Origin of the sequence: Shewanella sp. OMA3-2 (genome assembly GCF_021513195.1) — a bacterium.
Taxonomy (GTDB): domain Bacteria; phylum Pseudomonadota; class Gammaproteobacteria; order Enterobacterales; family Shewanellaceae; genus Shewanella.
Genome location: NZ_CP090974.1, coordinates 3,701,808 through 3,721,862, shown reverse-complemented (window position 1 = coordinate 3,721,862; position 20,055 = coordinate 3,701,808). Strand labels below are relative to the sequence as shown.

Below are 20,055 nucleotides of genomic sequence, written 5' to 3'. Positions count from 1 at the left end.
GATAAAGTAAAAATCCCAGCCTTGATAGCTGGGATTTTTGTTTTTAGCGATTAAGCGCATTTCTAGTGATAAATAGCTGGTACCGTTTAGAACGCCGTACGACGATAACGGCGATACTCAGGTTCCCAGAAGTTATTATCAATGGCTTGTTGCAGCAACTCATCAGTACAAGGTAGGGCTAAACCTTGTTCAATAGCGACTTTAGCCACGGCAAACGCAATGTACTTACTCACTTTATGAATGTCTTCAAGTTTAGGTAATAGCGAACCTTCACCCGTAGTGCCCAGTGGCGAGCATTCTGACAATGCACGGCTAGAGGCCATCAGCATTTCATCGGATACACGGGTAGCACCACAAGATAATACCCCAAGACCAATACCCGGAAAATAAAGCTGTTATTACATTGGGCTATTTCAAAGGTTTCACCATTGACCACTACTGGCTCAAAAGGGCTACCTGTAGCCACAAGCGCTTGGCCTGATGTCCAGTTTAAAATATCTTTTGGAGTCGCTTCAACCCGACTAGTTGGGTTAGATAATGGAAAGACTATCGGGCGTGGGCAATGGCTATGCATGGCTTTAATCACATCTTCAGTGAATAACCCTGGAGCACCCGATACGCCAATTAATACAGTCGGTTTGGCGTTATTAACCACATTAAGTAATGACACGTTGTCGCTGTAATTGTCCCATTGCTCAACTAGAGTGGTTTTTTGCGCCAAGTTACTTTGGAAAGGTAATAGATTAGGCATGTTGTCTAGCAACAAACCCCAACGGTCCACCATAAAGACTTGAGCGCGAGCCTGCGCGTCAGTAATACCTTCTGATACCATTTGGGCAATAATCGCTTCAGCGATACCGCAACCTGCACTACCCGCACCTAGAAACACAATACGCTGTTGGCTAAGTGTGGTATTAGCGGCTTTACTGGCAGCTAATAACGACCCCACTGTCACCGCGGCCGTACCTTGAATATCATCATTAAAACAACAGTATTGGTCTTTATAACGCTCCAGCAAAGGCATGGCGTTTTTCTGAGCAAAATCTTCAAATTGAATTAATGCATCAGGCCAGCGACGGTTAACCGCTTGCATAAAGGCTTCAACAAAGTCTTTATAGTCATCACCACCAATGCGCTGGTGGCGCCAACCCATGTACATAGGGTCATCCAGTAGTTGTGGGTTATCTGTTCCCACATCTAATGTAACCGCAAGACAATATGCGGGGCTAATACCACCACAACTGGTGTAAAGTGATAGCTTACCAATAGGAATGCCCATGCCGCCAATACCTTGGTCGCCCAACCCTAAAATACGCTCACCATCAGTGACAACAATGACTTTGACTTTATGGCGAGTTGAGTTATTCAAGATATCGTCGATACGATCTTTGTTCTCGTACGAGATAAACAACCCACGATTACGGCGATAGTTTTTTGAAAAACGCTCGCAGGCTAATCCTACTGTTGGGGTGTAAATAATCGGCATCATTTCACTGATGTTGCTACGCACCAATGAATAAAATAACGTTTCGTTGGTGTCTTGAATATTGCGCAGATAAATGTGTTTATCTAGGTCATTAGTGAAGTTAGTAAACTGCTGATATGCGCGCGCGACCTGCTCATCAATGGTTTCAATTACCCAAGGCAATAAGCCTTCAAGGTTAAATGAAATACGTTCATCTTCGGTAAACGCAGTGCCTTTATTTAACAGCGGAGATTCAAGAATGGCTGGGCCAGCAAAAGGAAGATAGAGTGGGCGTTTAGTATCGTCCATGGGTAACCTTTTTTGTGTGTTGTTTGATAGGTTTGTTGAAGGATAGATTAACATGACTAATAAGTATTGTGGTCTGTTAAGTGATGATTTTCACACTTTTTTATCAAGCAGTTGTTTGAATTGCTAGCGAGTAACAAAAATGCACAGCCGGAGCTGCGCATTAATAGGGTATATTAGATGTTATTGAAGCTAGTCTTATTTACCGCGGTGTTTAATTGATAAACCTTTAACGAAGTTACGTAATACTTGATCGCCACAGGCTTTATAGTTTTTATGATCAGGATTGCGGAATAATGCACCTAATTCAGATTTAGACATCGCAAAATCTGCTAACGCTAATATGGCAATAATTTCGTCTTCGCGCATTTCTAGTGCGACCCGTAATTTCTTAAAAATAAGGTTATTGGTTAGCTGCTTTAATGGCGCAGGTACTTCAGCGTCAGGTTTTAAACCACGGTTTTTGATGATCAAACCATCTAAAAACTGGCACATTAATTTATCGTTACAAGCTTGATAACCTTCTTCTTCCTCTTTTTTCAGTAGCGCGATTATCTCATCTGAGGTGATTTCGGCATTGGCTTGGCTGAAAATATTAATCATTTTGGCATTTGAGTAATCAAAAACAAAACGAATACGGCGAAGAATATCATTGTTAATCATAAGGTTCTCTGGCGCGGCTGCGCATAAATAGTTTAGGTCACGTGACTAGGGCCTATTATAGCGACTAATCTTTAATTCGTCAGGTTATTCGTGTGCCATAAGCTGTTCGGTTATTGTTTGGCGGATTTTATCCTGTAAGCCAAAAACACGATCAATATTATCTAAATCCCACGAGGTGTTTTCTAATATCACCACGGTTAATTGTGGCTGCGGGTAATAAAGCATTAAGCTTATGTACCCTGGAATATACCCCGAATGACTGTATTCTATTACGCCGCCTTGTTGACTGATTTGTAAACCGAAACCATAGCCAACTTCTCCCCATCGATGATGACGAGTCGTACTGGCGTTCGTCATCGCTTGGTAGCTTGATGCTGACAAATAATGCCCTTGATGTAGTCCGTTTAAAAATTGATTAATACCCGCTGTGCTAGCTTGCATACCACCAAAAGCTAGAAAGTCGTTATCTATGGTCAAATCAACTAATAGAGTACGCTGGTTTTGCTGCTCCATATACCCTTGTGCTAAGCGCGGTTGCTGAGTATACATAGCAGCAATAGAGCCAATGTTTGCCTGAATATCCAGTTTGTTTTGAGTAGCGAATTGATTCACTAATGTGGAGTAAGGTTGCTGATAGACCTGAGTTAATATCTGCCCGAGTAAAGCATAACCATAGTTTGAATAGCTAAACTGACTTGTGGGCGCGAATTGCGAGTCGGCTATAAGACTCGGTGATTTTGGCGGTAAAATTCCTGAGGTGTGATTGAGCAGTTGAGCAATAGTGACAGGATATTGGGTCTTAATGGTTAAGTGATCACTGATATTATCGGTTAGGGTTAATTTTTGTTGGTCAACAGCCTGCAGCACAAGGGTTGCCGTGACTGTTTTCGAAATCGATCCAATTAAAAATACACTGTCCGATTTTATTGTTTCACCGGCTTGATAATTAACGTAATTTTTACTGTTATCGCTAATCATAATTACGCCGCTAAAGGCTCTTGAATCCTTATCAATAATGCTTTGAATATCGGTTGCTGTTAATTCAAATGCATTGGCCTGCAGTGAGCCAAAGGCAAAGCTAAACCACAGTAATGTATAAATAATTGTTGTGAAGTATGTCAGCGGGATTAACAACTTTAGTGAGATGATCATTTACTGAAATACCAATAAATAAACAATATTGCAAAGCCAACTAAATACAACAACCCAAGCCAAGATAAACCCACCATAGTTTTACCATAACGATATTTCGGCGCTAAGGTTTCACTGGTCATTAGGCGAAAGTTAAGCCATGCAAATATTACAGTGGTCATAAAGGCTAAAATCATTACAAACTCTAGCAAAGGCAGCAGTGCACCTTTAAAAAACAGGATTAAACCTAAACCTAGCGCGCTCATTAGTAGCATAATCATATTGAGTCTGTTGGCTGAGTTCTGTGCTTTAGTGAGCAATTGCCAGCCCATATTTAAAGTGCGGCTATAGCCATCAATTACAGTCACAGTGGTACTGAAAATACATAAAAATGCCACAATACCGATAAGGTAGCGGGTGCTCTCGCCCATGACTTGACTGTATAAGTTGATTAATTGATTTGCAAACTGAGCGCCAGAGTCTGAAAACTGTTCCCCAGAACCATGCATAACTAATGCGCCTAACGCTAGAAAAACCAATGCAAGGATCGCAGTAGTGATATAGCCTAAATTGAAATCGAAAATAGCTTGTTTGGCTGTTATCGTTTGGGTCTTTTGCTTTTCTAGTAGCCATAGTGAATTCCACGCACTGACTTCAATAGGGGCGGGCATCCAGCCCATCATGGCTACTAGAAACCCCACGTTAGCCCATTGCCAAGCATCTGCACTAGAGGTGGTTACTGGCTTCCCCCATTGGTTAGACAGTGCCAATGACACCGCAATTAATGTACAGATAGTTAGCACAAACATGATGACTTTTGTGATGTTATCCAGCCATTTATAATGACCGACAATTAACAATAGCAATGATGTGATTAATACAATTAAGGCTAATACGTCAATAGAAAGTGGAATAAATTGAGTTAACATTGCCGCGGTTAACATACATACCCCAGCAGTGCTGGCTACCGCGGCAATAGTATTGAGCCCAGTAAACAGCCACAAGTAACCGCGCCCTTGACGTAAATAACCCTCTAGTAAGCTTTCACCCGTTGCCGCGGTATAACGCGCTCCAGCAGCAAAAAATGGATATTTAACCAAGTTTACCGCCAGCACTAACCAGGCTAACTGCCAACCATATTCAGCCCCAGCACGGGTTGATGCGACAAGGTGCGATGCACCAATTGCAGCAGCGGCCATTAAAATACCTGGGCCTGTAGCGTTAAATAAAATTTTTATTTTAGACAGTGCAGAAATCGAAACCGATTGTTGATTTAGCATAAAAAATATTCAAGCCTATTGTTGATTAGTTAACTTATTAATTTAATGGAAAATATATTGATTAATTTAATGTTGGATAGATGCTATGCCGGTAATTTTAGTTAATCGTCCTGTTTGTGTATCATTTTATTATATTTTAATTGTGAATTTAGATTCATTATTTTTGGGTTTTTACTCTTTACTCGTTATTTAGTTGCATTAACATTAATGCATTGTGTTGACTTTGTTAAATTTTAAATTAACTTGGACATGTAAATAATAATCCAAGCAGGCTATTGGCAATTATATTGTTACCGTAATTTACAGTAGCCCTGGATATAAAATAAAAATTACTGTTAAGGAAGATCATGAAAAGACCTAACGTTTTGCGCAGCGCGTGCGCTATTGCTGTATCACTGTCATTGGCCCCTATAGCCTTTGTTGCTCAAGCCGCTGATGCATCTGCAGAAAATAAAGTTGAACGTATCGAAGTTACTGGTTCTCGTATCAAGCGAACTGATATTGAAGGACCTTCACCAGTACAATCATTAAACAAAGAAGATATTGCTAACATGGGGTTTGACAACCTACAGCAACTTCTTGAACGTATGCCTGCCAATGGCTCAGGTGCATTCTCTACCCGTGGTAACAGCCAGGATTCGACAGCAAACGGCGGTGCATCGATCAGTTTGCGTGGCTTAGGCCCTGATGCCACACTTGTACTCATAAATGGTCGCCGTGTCGGTGCGAGTGCATTTGCCGAAGGTATTTCAAATTCGTTTGTTGATATTAACAACATTCCAGTATCGGCCATTGAGCGTATCGATATTTTAAAAGATGGCGCCTCAGCAATTTATGGCTCTGATGCTATTGCTGGTGTGGTTAACATTGTTTTAAGAAAGGACATCGAAGGAATTGAGCTTAACTTAGGTTATGGCGATGATAGCGGCACAGGATATGACGAAACGACTGCTAGCTTGGTATGGGGCGTTAAAGCTGATAAAGGCAGTGCTTCTATTATTTTAGATTACTTTACTAACGGCACATTATCAGCAGAAGACATGGGCCAATTTGGTACCGCAAATCAGTCGCCATATGGCGGTGAAGATTACCGTTCATCTCGCGGGTATCCGGGCTATTTTTACGTTAACGGTGTTAAAACGATTGACCCAGATTGTCCACCAGACAGAGCCACAGGTAGCGGTAGTTGTTTGTTTGATTATGGTCCTTACAATATGACCATTCCTACTTCTGAGCGAGTGGGCGCCATTGGCCAGTTTGACTACATGTTAGGTGAAGATTTAACCGCATTTTTAGAGTTGTCTGTACAGCATAACACCTCTGAAGCGGGCGGCGCACCAACACCATTAGATGAAGATGCAGGGTTAACTGTACCTGGCTCACACCCTAATAATCCATTCGGACAAGATATTGAAATTGGTCGTTATCGTACCGTTGACGCCGGCGCTCGTCGTTGGGATATCGAATCAGATACTATGCGCATTGTTGCTGGTCTGCGTGGTGTCGTGAACGAGTGGGATTGGGAAGTATCAACACAACGTGGTCGTAGTGAATCTACTCAAACGGGTAATCGTTCACAAGGCTGGGTAAGAACGGATTACCTACAAGCTGAAATTGATGCCGGTAATTACAACCCATTTGGTGCTGCAGTTAACTCACAAGATGTGATTGACCGCATTACCACTAGCCTTGTAAGACAAGGTAAGTCGAGCATTACTGCTTATGATGCCAGCATTTCTGGCCATGCGTTTACTCTTGCTGATCGCGATATCATGATGGCAGCAGGGGCTGAGTACCGTGAAGAAAGTGTAAGCGATATACCGGACGAGCAATTCCAACGTGGTTTGATTTTTGGTACTGAAGCAATATCTGCCTTTGGTTCACGGGATCAATACGCTGCCTATGTTGAGTTATCTGTTCCGGTTACTGATAGTTTTGAGTTACAGCTAGCGGGACGTTATGACAATTACAGTGATTTTGGCTCAACCACTAACCCTAAAATTGCTTTCCAGTGGGGCATTAATGATGAGTTAACCGCTCGTGGTTCTTGGTCTACCAGGTTCCGTGCGCCATCTTTAGCACAAATTGGTCTTGGTCCATCTGAAAAGAGTGACTTTTTAATTGATAGTTACCGTTGTGCCGCCGACAATGTTGATTGTGAGCTACTTGACTACAACTTTATATTTGCTGGCAACCCTAACCTTAAAGCTGAAGAGTCTGAAACTTGGAACGTCGGTATGATTTGGGCGCCAAGTCAGCAGTTTGATGTGGGTTTTGATATATTTAATATCCTTCAAGACAACAAAATTGATTCACTGCAAAACCAAGATCTTTACGATGACAATTGTAATAATCAAAACAGTACGGTTTGTGTTCGAAATGCACCGCAGCCTGGTCAAACATTGGGTCCGCTTGATGTGATTAAATCAGGATTCGTTAACATTGGTTCGCAAGAAGTTCAAGGTGTGGATTTATCTTCCCACTATGGTATTGAGTTAAATAATTTTGGTGATGTTAAGTTTGGTTTAGAATACAGCTACTTAATCAGCTTCGAAAAAGAAGTTGATGGCAGTACTGTTGATTACACTGGTGAGTATGAATATCCACAACACCGTTGGTTGGCAACAACTAACTGGAACATGGATGATTTTGCCGCTAACGTTAACTTAAGCTATATCGGTGAGTTTGAAGACTACAATAAAACCCGCACCGTTGATGCTCAGTTATTAGTCGATATGTCTGGCTCATACCGTTTCAATGACACGGTTAAGTTATCTGTAGGTGTGAATAACGTGTTTGATGAAGAACCGTCATTTGCAATTGGTGATGGTGATGCTGACCTTTATGGTTATGCAATGGGTGTACATAATCCATTAGGCCGTTATATCTATACTAAAGTGACAATGAAGTTTTAATAATACGATCTTAATAACACGATCTTAATAACATAACCTTAAGATAATAAAAGCCACACTCCCTTTTGGGGTGTGGCTTTTTCATTAATGACCATATAATTAGCATTAAAAAAGGAAGCATTAAGCTTCCTTGTTGTTTGTTACGCTTGATGGCCAATACCAATACCAATACCAATAACTATAACTGTGCAGCAGCCCATTTAGCGCGGCTCTCGCGGCTTTCGCTCATGCCGTTATCTGCGCGGTAGGCTTTGTAGGCTTCAGCATCAAGGGCGATTAAGCTCACATCAACTTCAAGTACCAGCTTACATTCTTTCTTAATTCGCCAGGCTGCAGTGTTATACAGCTCTGTTAGCGGTAATGAACTTAAAAATTCAGGGTTGTATTGGGTATAAAGTGCTTGAGTGGGATATACCACAAACGCTAAACGGCGTTTAGGCTCTTTTTTAAATAACTCTTCAATGCCATCAGTGGTATTGAGTACTTGCATTTCAATGATGTCATCAATTTCTAGTAGCTTTTTTTGAGCAGGAATTGGCGCCTCTGCCTCACCGGCTTCCCATGCGATAACCGCTTCGGTAGTCGTCTTAGTGATTAGTGCAATTTGCTCAGCGGTTAACCCAAAAGATTGGCGTAAACACTGCATTTCGATGGCGTTCAAGCCCGATGAGTTTGACATGATTTTTCCTAAAGTAAGCTAATATTTTAATTTTTAAAATGAGTGTTAAAGTCCGAGCCAAACGTCTTCAATCCAGTCCCACAATGATTCCCATCGTTCTTTACTAAAGCGACCATTTTTCCAAAACTGTACTTGACCGTTTTCTTCAATGCAGTAAAAGCTGTCACCAATTTGGCAAATTGGAATTTGCTCTCTTGGTAATCCAATAGACCAAGCGTAACTGGCCACTTCTGGCAAAAAGGTGTGCGAGTATGGATCTGCAGCTGTAACGGGTTCATAAGTGCCATAAATTACGTCGCTGGCATACAGTAAATACTCTTTTAAATCCCCTGGAAGCCCAATTAATATTTGTTCTTCAACTTCGACAAGTTGCTCAAAAGTAGGCAGTTCAAAAGGGACTGGAACGGTTTCACTGAGCTCTTGTAAATGATCAATAATGTCTTGCATTGGGTGTTCCTTTAGTCGCGATAGCTATCAATGCGATATTGGGCGGGATTATAGCAGAGTTAATGGCTTAGTTAGATAAAAAAAATGCGCTCATATGAGCGCAAAAGGGTGGGTGGAATTAATGGCTGGTTAGGCAGCTTGCTGATAATCGGTCGTTACTGCTTGACGTTTATATACTAGCCAAGCTTTATGATACTGCTTATGAGATTGCTGACGAATGCGAGTGATTTGCTGTATTTCAAATTCATTGAGGGCACGATGCTCCAAACTGGCAATAGCTTCAATTTGTTGAATTTGTTCATAGTGTTTATGATCCTGACCACTTTTTATATTAGCAATGGTTTGTAAGTGTAACTGCACTTCAACAATCATTTGGCTTTGTGGCAGTTTTACGAGCATATTTAAATCGCGATAACCAGACGCTTTAGGGTTTGCAAAGCGGTTTTTAATTTGTACCACTTCGCTATTTTCAGTTAACATTTTGTAGCTTGCCATTAAGTCATCAACATTATTAGCCACTATACTGCCTCGAGCTAAATCGGTAATTAAACGGGCATCCCCTTCAAATTTATGGGTTACTTTTTGTAATGCTCGCTGATAACTTTTAGTCGCAGGTAACAACATAGTCACTTCATTTTGTTGACTGATTACTGCTAAAAGCTGACCTAACTCGGTTTGAGCAAGATCGGCTTGTGACATTAAATCAATCAAGTCAGCCGATTGTTGCATGGGGTGATATGCTTGAAAGTCAGGGATTGAATATAAGATATCAAGTGCATTATTAGCCTCAAGATTTAAGCCGTAAGCGACTTTGTCATCTTGTTGATTAACAGGTGCAAGTGACTGAGCGGTAACTTGACGTGTACTCAGTAAGATTACAAAGATGAAAAGAGTACGAAAGAGTTTATTCAATGTTAATTCTCCTTGCGGTTAGCTTAGAGACACTTTAGCTTAATGAAGCTGAACCAATACTGAATGAAGACAGGCATTTAGATTAAGAAAACTTAACAAAAAGGGCGCCTAATGGCGCCCTTCATTTTAGATTATGCTTACCAGATTTTTACGCGCTTTTCTGGTGCAAGATACATCTTGTCACCTTCTTTAACATCGTAAGTGGTATAGAACTCAGGCATGTTAGATAACGCGCCTAATGCACGGAAATGACCAGGTGAATGTGGGTCAGTTGCTACGCGGTTGCGCATAGCTTCTTCTTTCATTTTCACACGCCAGATTTGGCTAAAGCCCATAAAGAAGCGTTGATCGCCAGTTAGACCATCAATCACCGGGCTTCTTGACCATTAAGTGACATTTTATAAGCTTTATAAGCAATAGTCACACCTGACAAATCACCAATATTTTCGCCTAAGGTTAATTCGCCATTAACGTTTAAATCGTCAAATACTTTATAACCGCTATATTGAGCAATAAGGGCGTTACCTTTAGTTTCAAATGCTTTTAGGTCAGCTTCTGTCCACCAGTCTCGCATGTTACCTTCACCGTCAAACTTAGCACCTTGGTCATCAAAACCGTGGCCCATTTCGTGACCGATAACCGCACCAATACCACCGTAGTTAACTGCATCATCTGCTTCTAAGTTAAAGAATGGCGGTTGTAAAATCGCAGCAGGGAACACAATTTCATTCATGGTTGGATTGTAGTAAGCATTAACGGTTTGTGGCGTCATGTGCCACTCGTCTTTATCTATCGGTTGGCCTAACTTAGCTAAATTCTTGTTATGTTCAAAAATCGCAGCACGTTTAGCATTACCTAATAAGTCATCAGCTTTGATAGTCAGCTTGGTATAGTCGTCCCACTTATTTGGGTAACCAATTTTAGGGTTAAATTTAGCTAGCTTGTCTTTTGCGGCAACTTTAGTGTCAGCGCTCATCCAATCTAATGAATCAATACTTGAGCCGTAAGCGCCACGAAGGTTCTCAACTAGCTGCTCCATACGTGTTTTTGCTTCTGGAGCAAAGTGACGTTTAACGTACACTTTACCAACGACTTCACCTAGCGTGTCGCTTACTGCTGTAACACCACGCTTCCAACGTGGCTCTTGTTCTGCTTGGCCATTTAAGGTTTTAGAGAAAAAGGCAAAGTTTTCCTTGTCTATTACTTCTGACAAGTTATTTGCATTATGGGTTAAGGTCATCCATGTAAGGTAGTTTTTCCATGCACCAAGATCATTGTTCTTGATCACTTCATTTAGCCCTTGGATATAGCTAGGCTGGTTGATAATAATATCAGTTTGCTCACCACCACCTAACGCCGCTAAGTAACCTTCCCAGTTGATGTCTGGTGCTAACTCATTTAAATCTGCCACTTGATATAGATTGTAAGTTTTAGTGCTATCGCGAGTTTCAACCACATCCCAATGTTTTTCTGCAATTTTGGTTTCTAAAGCAAAAATTGCTTCTGCGTTTGCTTTCGCATTTGGTAAGCCAGCTAGGTTGTACATTTTTTCGATATGTTCAACATAGGCTTTACGGATATTAACAAAGCGCTCTTCTTGATTAAAATAGTAATCTTTTTCAGGCAGGCTTAAACCGTATTGCCAAATGTGAGTCGCATAACGGCTAGAGTTCTTGGCATCGATTTCAACGTAGAAAGCTAAAGGGGTTCCGCCACCGTTAACTTGATTTTCACCAAAAAATGCAGTTAATTCTTTTTTATCTTTTAGTGCTGCAATTTTATCTAAATCAGCTTGGATTGGTGCGATGCCTAATTTGTTTAAAGTGGCAACATCCATAAATGAGCGATATAAATCAGCTACTTTTTGCTCATCAGTGCCATCAGCTAAATTGGGTGTGGCACTTAAATCTTCAATGATGACTTTAACATCATCACGGGCATTTTCACGTAAGTCGTAAAATGCACCAATGTTAGTACGGTCGCCAGGAATTTCAGCGTTCTTCATCCATGCGCCGTTAACATACATGTAAAAATCGTCTTGTGGGCGTACTGACTTATCGATATTGTCGAAAGTAATACCAGACGTTAGTGCTTTTTCTACCGCTGCTGCAGTAGCTGTTTTTGCGACGTCTGCAGCTGGTGCAACGACGGCCTTGTCATCACTACAAGCACTTAAGCCTACAATTAATGAGGCGCATAAACCGCCAATAACCAATTTTTTCATGTTGTTTCCTTTGCTTTAAATATGCCCTTCAATGGAGGCTGGTAATGTTGTTTTATATTGTCAGGTTTGAGTGTCAAAGCCTATCATTGCAATTGACTACTGACTTATTGTTGTGACAGCTATGTTAAGGGGTTGTCGGCTAATAATACAAGCGTTCTATGGGGAAGGGCGTGCGTTTTTTTGTGTCTAGGTGTAACGAAAAGTACGATTTACTCGGCTGTTATTTCTATTTTTAACTTAAGACCGCATAATATGAACAAATTAAAACTGTGAGTATTGATTGTGCGTTTAGACAAATTTATTTGTGAGAGTACCGAATTGACGCGTACTATGGCGAAAAAAGCACTTCATCGAAGTGATGTTACCTGTGATGGCATAGTGATTAAAGATTCGGGGTTTCAGGTAACAGAAAATACAGTGGTTTGTTTAGATGGTCAGGTCATTTCAGTGGTCGGTGAGCGATATATTATGCTGAACAAGCCTGTAGACACCATTTGTTCGACCATTGATGAAGTTTATCCTTCAGTGTTGAGCTTAATGGATATCGAAAAAATTGATACCTTACACATAGCTGGCCGGTTAGATGCTGATACCACAGGCTTAGTCTTGATCACCAGTGATGGACAGTGGTCTCATAAAATCACCTCTCCGAAGAAAGATTGCGGCAAGCGCTATTTAGTTGAGCTGGCTGATCCTATTAGTGAAGATTTAGTCGCCGTTTTTGCCAGTGGTATCGAACTGCGTAATGAGGATGGATTAACCAAACCAGCTATTTTAGAGTTGCTTAGCCCACAACAGGTGCGCTTAACAATCAGTGAAGGTAAATATCATCAAGTTAAACGCATGTTTGCCGCTGTCGGTAATAAAGTGGTTAATTTACACCGTGAGTGCGTTGGTCAAATTGAGCTAGACCCAGAGTTAGTGCCTGGAGATTGGCGTTACTTAACGCAAGAGGAAGTCGACTCAATCAGTTAGTTTTTTCTATGATTGAGATTTTTCTTGTCATAAATTGTTTGGTAATAAATCGATTGGAGATAAATCGTACAGCAAGTTGTGGCTTTGTTAAAGTCGATTCTAATTGACACAATAACGCTTAAAATTTGATGTTGTTAGCATTTTTGATAATCTTTTTTGAAATAATGCTTAAAATAGTCGTTAATACACTTAATTAATGAGTGCAGTAAAGGTTGAGCTTTGGAACGCATAATCCTGATCTGCGCCTAAATGACTTAGGAGTATATATGAAATATGTAATTTTATTTACTGCGCTATTTTTTGCAGGTGCTGCTGTTGCCGTTGACTGTGTTGAGTGTCATGAAAGCATCGACGTTGCTATGCACACTGAAAATGAAGCCACTTTAGCAGTTTGTGCTGATTGCCATGCCATTGGTGATGCCCATGAAATTGATATGGAAATGCACAGCCCTGAACTGACAATGAAAGAATGTACTGATTGTCACCAAATGGAAAAGTAACCCCAATGTTTGCCATCGTGTCCACTCATTGTAAAAAGGTGATGAGTTAAGGTCTTCTTCGGAAGACCTTTTTTATGCTTTTTTGAAAATAATGAATAATATTTCTATAAGACAACACTCAGTATTTAGTTTTAGTGTTATAAGCCGATAGAAAGCTTAGGGTCAATTTTTGGAAAGTATTTTAGGTTAATGATTCGCTTACTTTAATGAAAACGGCTATATATTAATTATTAAAATGAAAAGGGTGCACTATGTTAATCCGTTCTAAGCTAATGCTGAGTGCTGCGGTCTCTATTTTAGCGCTTGTTGCTATGTTTGCATTGCAACTATATTCGATTAATGTGCAGCAGCAATTGGCTGATTCTAAAAGCAGTGTAATCGAAATTGAAAAAGAAATTTTTGAGCTGAGAAATAAAGAAAAAGATTTCTTGAGCAGATTAGATGTCGTATATCTTGAAAAGCATCAACAGAGTTTTGTCGATCTTAATCTATTGTTTGATCATTTAGAGGGCGTATTAACTGATCGCAATATCCCCCTAACGGCTTTGAATGGTTTAAAGGCGAGTGTCCAGGCATATAAATCGACATTTAACGATGTTGTGGTGCTACAAAAAGAAATTGGCCTAACACCTACAACGGGTTTGTATGGCCAGTTAAGGGGAGCTGTTCATAATGTTGAAACGATCTTAAACAGTAATAATGAAAATGAGTTACTGATGATCATGCTTCAACTTCGTCGTAATGAAAAAGATTTTATGTTGCGCCGCGATCCCAAATATATAGACTCGTTTACGTTATATATTAGTCAGTTCAAGCAGGCTGTTAACAGTTCTTATCTAACATCTGGAATTAAAGGTCAATTGCAGGAAAGTATCGACCAATATCAGGCTGATTTTCAGGCGTTAGTGAGTAAAGAGCAAGAGTTTGGCTTGACTGAGGTTGACGGAAAAATGAAAGTATTACGTGATGTTATCCATAAAACTGATGACGATCGTAAAATATTACAAAATCAAACCATAGCTGAAATCCATCAAGCAGAAGAAAATGGCGTGTATTTAGGTGGCGGAATCTTCTTATTGATTACCTTAGTGTTGTCGGTATCCACTTTTTATATTATTCGCAGCATTATTACCCCTGTCGAAAATATCACCCAGGTGATTGCCAATATTGAAAAAAATAAAGATTTAACCCTGAGATGTGATGACTCAGGGGATGATGAGTTATCACGCATAGCGACTCACGTTAATAGCATGGTCGGTTCATTTCAACACTTGATTGAGCAAGTTAATGAAGCGGTTGATGCTATGAATACCTCATGTGAGGAATTATCTAATAATGCTTCTATTGCATCAGAAGGGGTGTTAAAGCAGCTAAATGAAACGGATATGGTTGCAACTGCTATTACTGAAATGGGGGCAACAATTGATGAAATTGCTAACAACACAGAGTTAGCCGCATTGAAAGCGAGCCAAACCCATGACAACGCAAAAAGTGGTCAAATTGGCGTTGAAGAAACGATTGCAAAAATTCAATTGCTTGCCAGCCAGCTTAACGATTCGGCAAAAGTGGTTCGCGAGCTTGAGCAAGACAGTAAAACGATTGGCAGCGTTTTAGATGTTATCCGAGGTATTGCAGAGCAAACTAACTTACTGGCACTTAATGCAGCAATTGAAGCGGCTAGAGCAGGTGAGCAAGGCCGCGGATTTGCGGTGGTAGCGGATGAGGTTAGAAGTCTAGCGATGCGAACCCAAGAGTCTACCGAAGAGATTGCCGCTATTATCGGCACCTTACAAACACGCACGCGATCTATTGTTCAGTTAATGGAAACCAGCCAGCGCCAAGGGGCAGAAAGTGCTGAACAGGCTGCCAGTGCAGGGACATTATTACGTCTAATCAATGAAGATGTGACTAATATTATGGATATGAGCACTCAAATTGCTGCGGCAATTGAAGAGCAAAGTATGGTGGCTGCTGAGGTGAATAAAAATGTGGTAGTTATACGAGACATTGCAGATGAGTCTTCCCACGCTTCGGAAGAAAATGCAGCGGCATCAGAAGATTTACGTATTCGAGCCGCAGGGTTACATAAGTCAGTCAGTATGTTCAAAGTATAAGATGGTTTGAAGTGCGGTGTGTTTTGACATTATCAAGCTTGATTTTGCGTAAGCGATTGAAAGTGTAATTTTACGTTTATTTTTGTGAGTGTTACACAGAATCTGATACAGGGGCGAGAAGGCTTATATAGCGATTTGCATATGTGTTTAAACAAGCAGGCACTAGATGAAAAAACCTAACTTAGCCAGTTAGGTTTTTTATTGGACGATAATGTCTTGTTAGCTTATTCAGTCGCTAAAATATCGCTATTTCAGACTTAGTCATATCCCAAACAGTTACTTTGAGGTGACAGTGTTAACGCCTTCAGGTGTGCCAACTAATAATACGTCGGCACCTCGGTTAGCAAACAGACCATTAGTGACAACACCGACTATGGCATTAATTTTAGTTTCCATCACTTTAGGATCTAGAATTTTCATGTTATGTACATCTAAAATCACATTACCATTGTCGGTCACTACCCCTTGGCGATATTCAGGATCCCCGCCCAATTTAACTAATTCACGGGCAACATATGAACGTGCCATTGGGATAACTTCAACAGGTAGTGGGAAGTCGCCCAGTATAGATACTTGTTTTGTGTTATCGACAATACAAATGAATTTTTTGGCAACTGCGGCAACAATTTTTTCACGGGTTAAAGCAGCGCCACCGCCTTTAATCATGTCCATGCGGTCATTAATTTCATCGGCGCCATCAACATAAACGGCAAGTTCTGCAACATTGTTTAAATCAAATACTTCAATGCCTAATTGCTTCAATTTTGCTGTCGATGCTTCAGAGCTTGAAACTGCGCCTTTAATATCATCTTTCATTGTGGCGAGTGCATCAATAAAATGATTAACCGTTGAGCCTGTACCTACACCCACAACTGCGTCTCTTTCGACATATTTTAATGCAGCCCAGCCGGCTGCTTTTTTCATTTCATCTTGAGTCATTAGGCAATTCCATTAGTCGTTTTTAAAATTATCTCAATTATAGCGTAACCTGAGATGAAAACATTTGCTTGTCGTCATAAAAGTGCGCATTTTTAAATGCATCTAACACTCTTACATTGATGTCACTAACAAACTTTCTTTCTAGGCGCACATCCATCACATACGCTTTGATGGTGATGGTTTGCACATATTGCCCAAAGGATAAGTCTGTTCCTAGAATGATCCTAATGGGTTTATTTAAAAAGGTGTAAGGTGAGCATTGTGTGGCTTCCTTGGCGAGGGCCATGGCTTGTTTGTGATCAGCATGTAAAGGCAAATTAAAACTGATAACAACCATTTCATCTAAGGCACCACTATTGGCATTTGATACAGCATTTTTTAATACTTCCGCATTAGGCACCATGATGGTGTCGTCATTGAAGGTGCGCAACCAGGTTACGCTCCATTCAAGTTTAGTGACTTCACCATAATGGCCAGCCAGAGTCACCATATCGCCCACTCTATAGGGTGGGTTTAACATAATAATGAAGCCTGCGATCATGTTTTTAGCCGGTTCTTGGGTCGCTAAACCGATAACAATACTGATTGAACCAATAATGGCTATTACAACGCTTTGGTGCGGTGAAATAATGCCAGTAATGGTATACGTTATCACACTACCCCAAATGAATAAGCGGATAAAAGGGTATAACCTGCCCCAAAATAGTCGATATTTAGGCAGCTTTACGGTGAGCTTATCTAAGCTGATTTTTATAAGATTTAATAACGCCCAAGCAAGACCGCATAGCAATAAAATCAAGGCTATTTTTTCAAATGAAATAATATTTATGAGCGATTTTAGTGCATCAGTTGTTGATTCCATTTCTATTCTCTTTAGTCATAGTTAAAGGCTGAAAAGCTTGTTGTGATTAAGCAGGTGCGTCGCGACTATTTTACTTAACACAGGCGGTATTTGATAAAAATGTCGCGCAAAATCACTTTCACAGTATTGGGTTATTAATAGACCCTGCTTGCTCAAAAATTCTAATGTTAGTGAGCTTTCTTCAATAGACATGTTGAAAATAATACTCAAATTTTCAACGGTTAACCCACCATGAACATAAATCTCTGCGAGTGCAAAAAGTGATTCTTCATCCAGACTATTTAGCGCTTGGGTGTCGATGGTGAAAATATCTTTTGAGTTGAGGTCGCTCAGTTTAGTTATCTTATGTTCATCAATAGATAGCTTTAGAATAAATAAGGCGAGCTTAGGGTGACCTTGACAGATTTTCATCAAGGTTTTGCTATGAGATTCTATAGCATTGAGCTCTATGGTGAGTGCTGAGTCTCCCTCTTCGTCTAGCTCATCACTGTTTTCTTGCGGTAAATAGATGCCTAAATCAGCTAGGTGGAGGGTAATAAATGTGGTTAGTTCGGTTTGGGTAAAATATTTCAGCTGAACCAGCGTTTTGACAAAGTGGGTAATTTGGTATTGCGAAGAGAGTCTTTGCCAGACATAGGTTTCGCATCCCACAATCCAACAATGTCTTTGCCTGGTTTCCATTAAAATAGTCGCTAAGGTTACCAAGGCTTGATAACTGCCCATCTGTCGCTGCATTAATCGATGAATATCATCCAATAAAATAATGTGTTTAGGCTCTGCATTGATTAATCTAATGGCTTCGGTAATTGATTGCGGTTCATGTTGAATGTCAAAACAATCATATAAAGTGGCGATAGCTTCTTTTGGCGACAATGGTGCTTTGCAGAAGCTAAGCCATAATAATGGTTCTGATGATTGTTGTTGGCGGATAATATTCTGAATAAAAGTACTGACACCTGAACCAAAAGGGGCAATGATCGCACTTAATTCACCTTGATTATCACGCCATAGCTCGATGGCGTTGTTGATTTGCACTATGGCTTGTTCTCGGCCAATAACATGGTAATTATCCGTATTAACCTTGTAGGAAAGCTGTTGTTTCAGCGGACTTCTGATCCCATGGTATAAATAGGTTTGCGCAATGGCTTTTAGCGATAATGTATTGGTAGGCTCAGACTCTGGTTCTTTAGCTGAGTCATTAGGGTTTATATTGGTTAACAATTGCTGCCATTTAGCAATAATTGCATCGATAGTTACTGCCATATTGTTATCCATTTGATCAAGCTATTAATAAAAAGCATCAAAATCTAATCTCAAAAAAGTAAACCGAGTGACACATATAAGGTCTTTTTTGTTACGTCAGAATAGATACTATAACAGTAAATTAACCGTGGCGTAGAGTGCTAGTGGTTATTGTTATTATTACCAATTTACTGTGATTGTAGCCTGAAAAATAGGATTAACAATTTAGCATGCCTATCTTTCATTACCAATTGACTACGGGGCAGCAGGCGACTTAATGTAATGACTCTGTAGGCGCTTCGATCATGGGAAGTGAATTTAATTGAGTACTTTCGTATGAATTGGCTCGCTGACTAATCACTGTTTAGCGTATACTCAATTTTTATTTTTTTATTTTTTTATTGTAAAATTAACCTTGATGATGCCATTCAAATTCGCTTTTTCGACCCTGTTATTATTAGCTAGCTTTACTCACCAGGTTTATGCAGCAACAGCCGTCGCGTCTTCTCAGCAACAAGAGTTAGCTGCAGGTAGTGCTATGCTTGTGGATCTTAATACCAATGAGGTTTTATATTCGAGTAATATTAATCATCAAGTGCCTATAGCGTCCGTCACTAAGTTGATGACAGCAATGGTTGTGTTAGATGCTAAATTACCGCTAGATGAAATGATAACAGTAGATATTCATCAAGCCCCAATCATGCGTAATGTCTACTCTAGAGTGCGAGTTGGCAGTGAAGTTAGCCGTGAAACCATGATGCTGATGACCTTAATGTCTTCAGAGAATCGCGCCGCAACCGCGCTTGCACATCATTATCCCGGAGGCTACTTTGCCTTTATTGATGCTATGAACGCTAAAGCAAAAGCCTTAGGTATGGATCAAACTCGTTATGCTGAGCCAACTGGCTTATCGGCTGATAATGTCTCTAGTGCACGGGATTTGGTTATTCTGTTACAAGAAAGTCAAAAGTATCCTTTGTTGGGGACGTTAAGCTCCACAGAGAAAAAGCATATTATTTTCAATAAGCCAAGATACAATCTTGATTTCCATAACACCAATAAGTTGGTATTTAAAGACGGCTGGAATATCGCGTTAACTAAAACAGGCTATACCAGCAAAGCAGGTCATTGTTTAATTATGTTGACCGAAATGGATAAACGAAAGGTTGCATTTGTAGTGCTTGATACCTTTGGTAAATATACCCATATAGCTGATGCAAACCGGCTTAAAAAATGGTTAGAAACAGGTAAAGTAACCCCTATTCCAGCATCTGCTAAGGCATATAAACAGCAAAAGCTACTAGCAAAATCCAATAGCTAATAACAAAATCCAATAGCGAATAAATAGGTGACAAGTCGTCAGCTAGTCTTTTGTCTGCAAGCCTTAAATTGCTGTTACCT

Annotated in this window: 14 protein-coding genes and 2 pseudogenes; 5 read left to right on the top strand and 11 right to left on the bottom strand. The window is 40.2% G+C overall.

Going from position 1 to position 20,055, the window contains the following annotated elements; genetic code table 11:
• Positions 1 to 86: 86 nt before the first annotated feature.
• From L0B17_RS16390 to L0B17_RS16375, 4 genes and pseudogenes are all read right to left on the bottom strand, one after another.
• Positions 87 to 1,774: pseudogene (locus tag L0B17_RS16390) on the bottom strand (NAD-dependent malic enzyme).
• A gap of 195 nt (positions 1,775 to 1,969) precedes the next feature.
• Positions 1,970 to 2,434, bottom strand: a complete 465-nt coding sequence (locus L0B17_RS16385) for a DUF1456 family protein (RefSeq protein ID WP_235086281.1) — start codon at positions 2,432 to 2,434, stop codon at positions 1,970 to 1,972.
• A gap of 84 nt (positions 2,435 to 2,518) precedes the next feature.
• Entirely contained in the window at positions 2,519 to 3,586 is a 1,068-nt protein-coding gene (locus L0B17_RS16380) for a serine hydrolase domain-containing protein (RefSeq protein ID WP_235086279.1), read from the bottom strand.
• Positions 3,583 to 4,845, bottom strand: coding sequence for an Nramp family divalent metal transporter (locus tag L0B17_RS16375; protein ID WP_443019902.1), 1,263 nt, complete (start codon positions 4,843 to 4,845; stop codon positions 3,583 to 3,585). The genes L0B17_RS16380 and L0B17_RS16375 overlap by 4 nt, the downstream gene beginning before the upstream one ends.
• A gap of 347 nt (positions 4,846 to 5,192) precedes the next feature.
• Here L0B17_RS16375 and L0B17_RS16370 point away from each other — a divergent pair, with 347 nt between their 5' ends.
• Positions 5,193 to 7,760, top strand: a complete 2,568-nt coding sequence (locus L0B17_RS16370) for a TonB-dependent receptor (protein ID WP_235086277.1) — start codon at positions 5,193 to 5,195, stop codon at positions 7,758 to 7,760.
• Between the two features lie 178 nt (positions 7,761 to 7,938).
• Here the strand turns inward: L0B17_RS16370 and L0B17_RS16365 are convergent, their stop codons facing one another.
• The 4 genes and pseudogenes from L0B17_RS16365 to L0B17_RS16350 form a co-directional block, all read right to left on the bottom strand.
• Positions 7,939 to 8,439 carry a DUF4447 family protein gene (locus L0B17_RS16365; RefSeq protein ID WP_235086276.1) on the bottom strand — a complete coding sequence of 167 codons (501 nt, stop codon included), beginning with the start codon at positions 8,437 to 8,439 and terminating at the stop codon, positions 7,939 to 7,941.
• 45 nt (positions 8,440 to 8,484) lie between these two features.
• On the bottom strand, positions 8,485 to 8,886 hold the full coding sequence (locus tag L0B17_RS16360) for an SMI1/KNR4 family protein (RefSeq protein ID WP_235086274.1): 402 nt from the start codon (positions 8,884 to 8,886) through the stop codon (positions 8,485 to 8,487).
• A 129-nt stretch (positions 8,887 to 9,015) separates the two neighbouring features.
• Positions 9,016 to 9,798: a RelA/SpoT domain-containing protein gene (locus L0B17_RS16355; RefSeq protein ID WP_235086273.1), complete on the bottom strand. Its 783-nt coding sequence runs from the start codon at positions 9,796 to 9,798 to the stop codon at positions 9,016 to 9,018.
• Positions 9,799 to 9,935: 137 nt separating this feature from the next.
• A pseudogene (locus L0B17_RS16350) lies at positions 9,936 to 12,022 on the bottom strand (M13 family metallopeptidase).
• Between the two features lie 330 nt (positions 12,023 to 12,352).
• Between L0B17_RS16350 and L0B17_RS16345 the strand changes: the two are divergent.
• From L0B17_RS16345 to L0B17_RS16335, 3 genes are all read left to right on the top strand, one after another.
• The gene (locus tag L0B17_RS16345; RefSeq protein ID WP_443019963.1) at positions 12,353 to 12,997 is read left to right on the top strand and encodes a pseudouridine synthase; all 645 of its coding nucleotides are present in this window, start codon (positions 12,353 to 12,355) and stop codon (positions 12,995 to 12,997) included.
• Between the two features lie 266 nt (positions 12,998 to 13,263).
• Positions 13,264 to 13,497 (top strand): cytochrome c3 family protein, encoded by a 234-nt coding sequence (locus tag L0B17_RS16340; protein WP_235086269.1) that lies wholly within the window; start codon positions 13,264 to 13,266, stop codon positions 13,495 to 13,497.
• 251 nt (positions 13,498 to 13,748) lie between these two features.
• Positions 13,749 to 15,611, top strand: a complete 1,863-nt coding sequence (locus L0B17_RS16335) for a methyl-accepting chemotaxis protein (RefSeq protein WP_235086268.1) — start codon at positions 13,749 to 13,751, stop codon at positions 15,609 to 15,611.
• A gap of 276 nt (positions 15,612 to 15,887) precedes the next feature.
• On the opposite strand, the gene rpiA is transcribed toward L0B17_RS16335, so the two are convergent.
• The 3 genes from rpiA to L0B17_RS16320 are packed head-to-tail and all read right to left on the bottom strand — an operon-like array spanning position 15,888 to position 18,675.
• Positions 15,888 to 16,550, bottom strand: coding sequence for a ribose-5-phosphate isomerase RpiA (gene rpiA, locus L0B17_RS16330; protein ID WP_235086266.1), 663 nt, complete (start codon positions 16,548 to 16,550; stop codon positions 15,888 to 15,890).
• A 37-nt stretch (positions 16,551 to 16,587) separates the two neighbouring features.
• Positions 16,588 to 17,412, bottom strand: coding sequence for a mechanosensitive ion channel family protein (locus tag L0B17_RS16325; protein ID WP_235086265.1), 825 nt, complete (start codon positions 17,410 to 17,412; stop codon positions 16,588 to 16,590).
• Between the two features lie 21 nt (positions 17,413 to 17,433).
• Positions 17,434 to 18,675, bottom strand: coding sequence for a hypothetical protein (locus L0B17_RS16320; protein ID WP_235086263.1), 1,242 nt, complete (start codon positions 18,673 to 18,675; stop codon positions 17,434 to 17,436).
• Positions 18,676 to 19,075: 400 nt separating this feature from the next.
• Here L0B17_RS16320 and pbpG point away from each other — a divergent pair, with 400 nt between their 5' ends.
• Positions 19,076 to 19,975, top strand: coding sequence for a D-alanyl-D-alanine endopeptidase (gene pbpG / locus L0B17_RS16315; protein WP_235089890.1), 900 nt, complete (start codon positions 19,076 to 19,078; stop codon positions 19,973 to 19,975).
• Positions 19,976 to 20,055 lie beyond the last annotated feature (80 nt).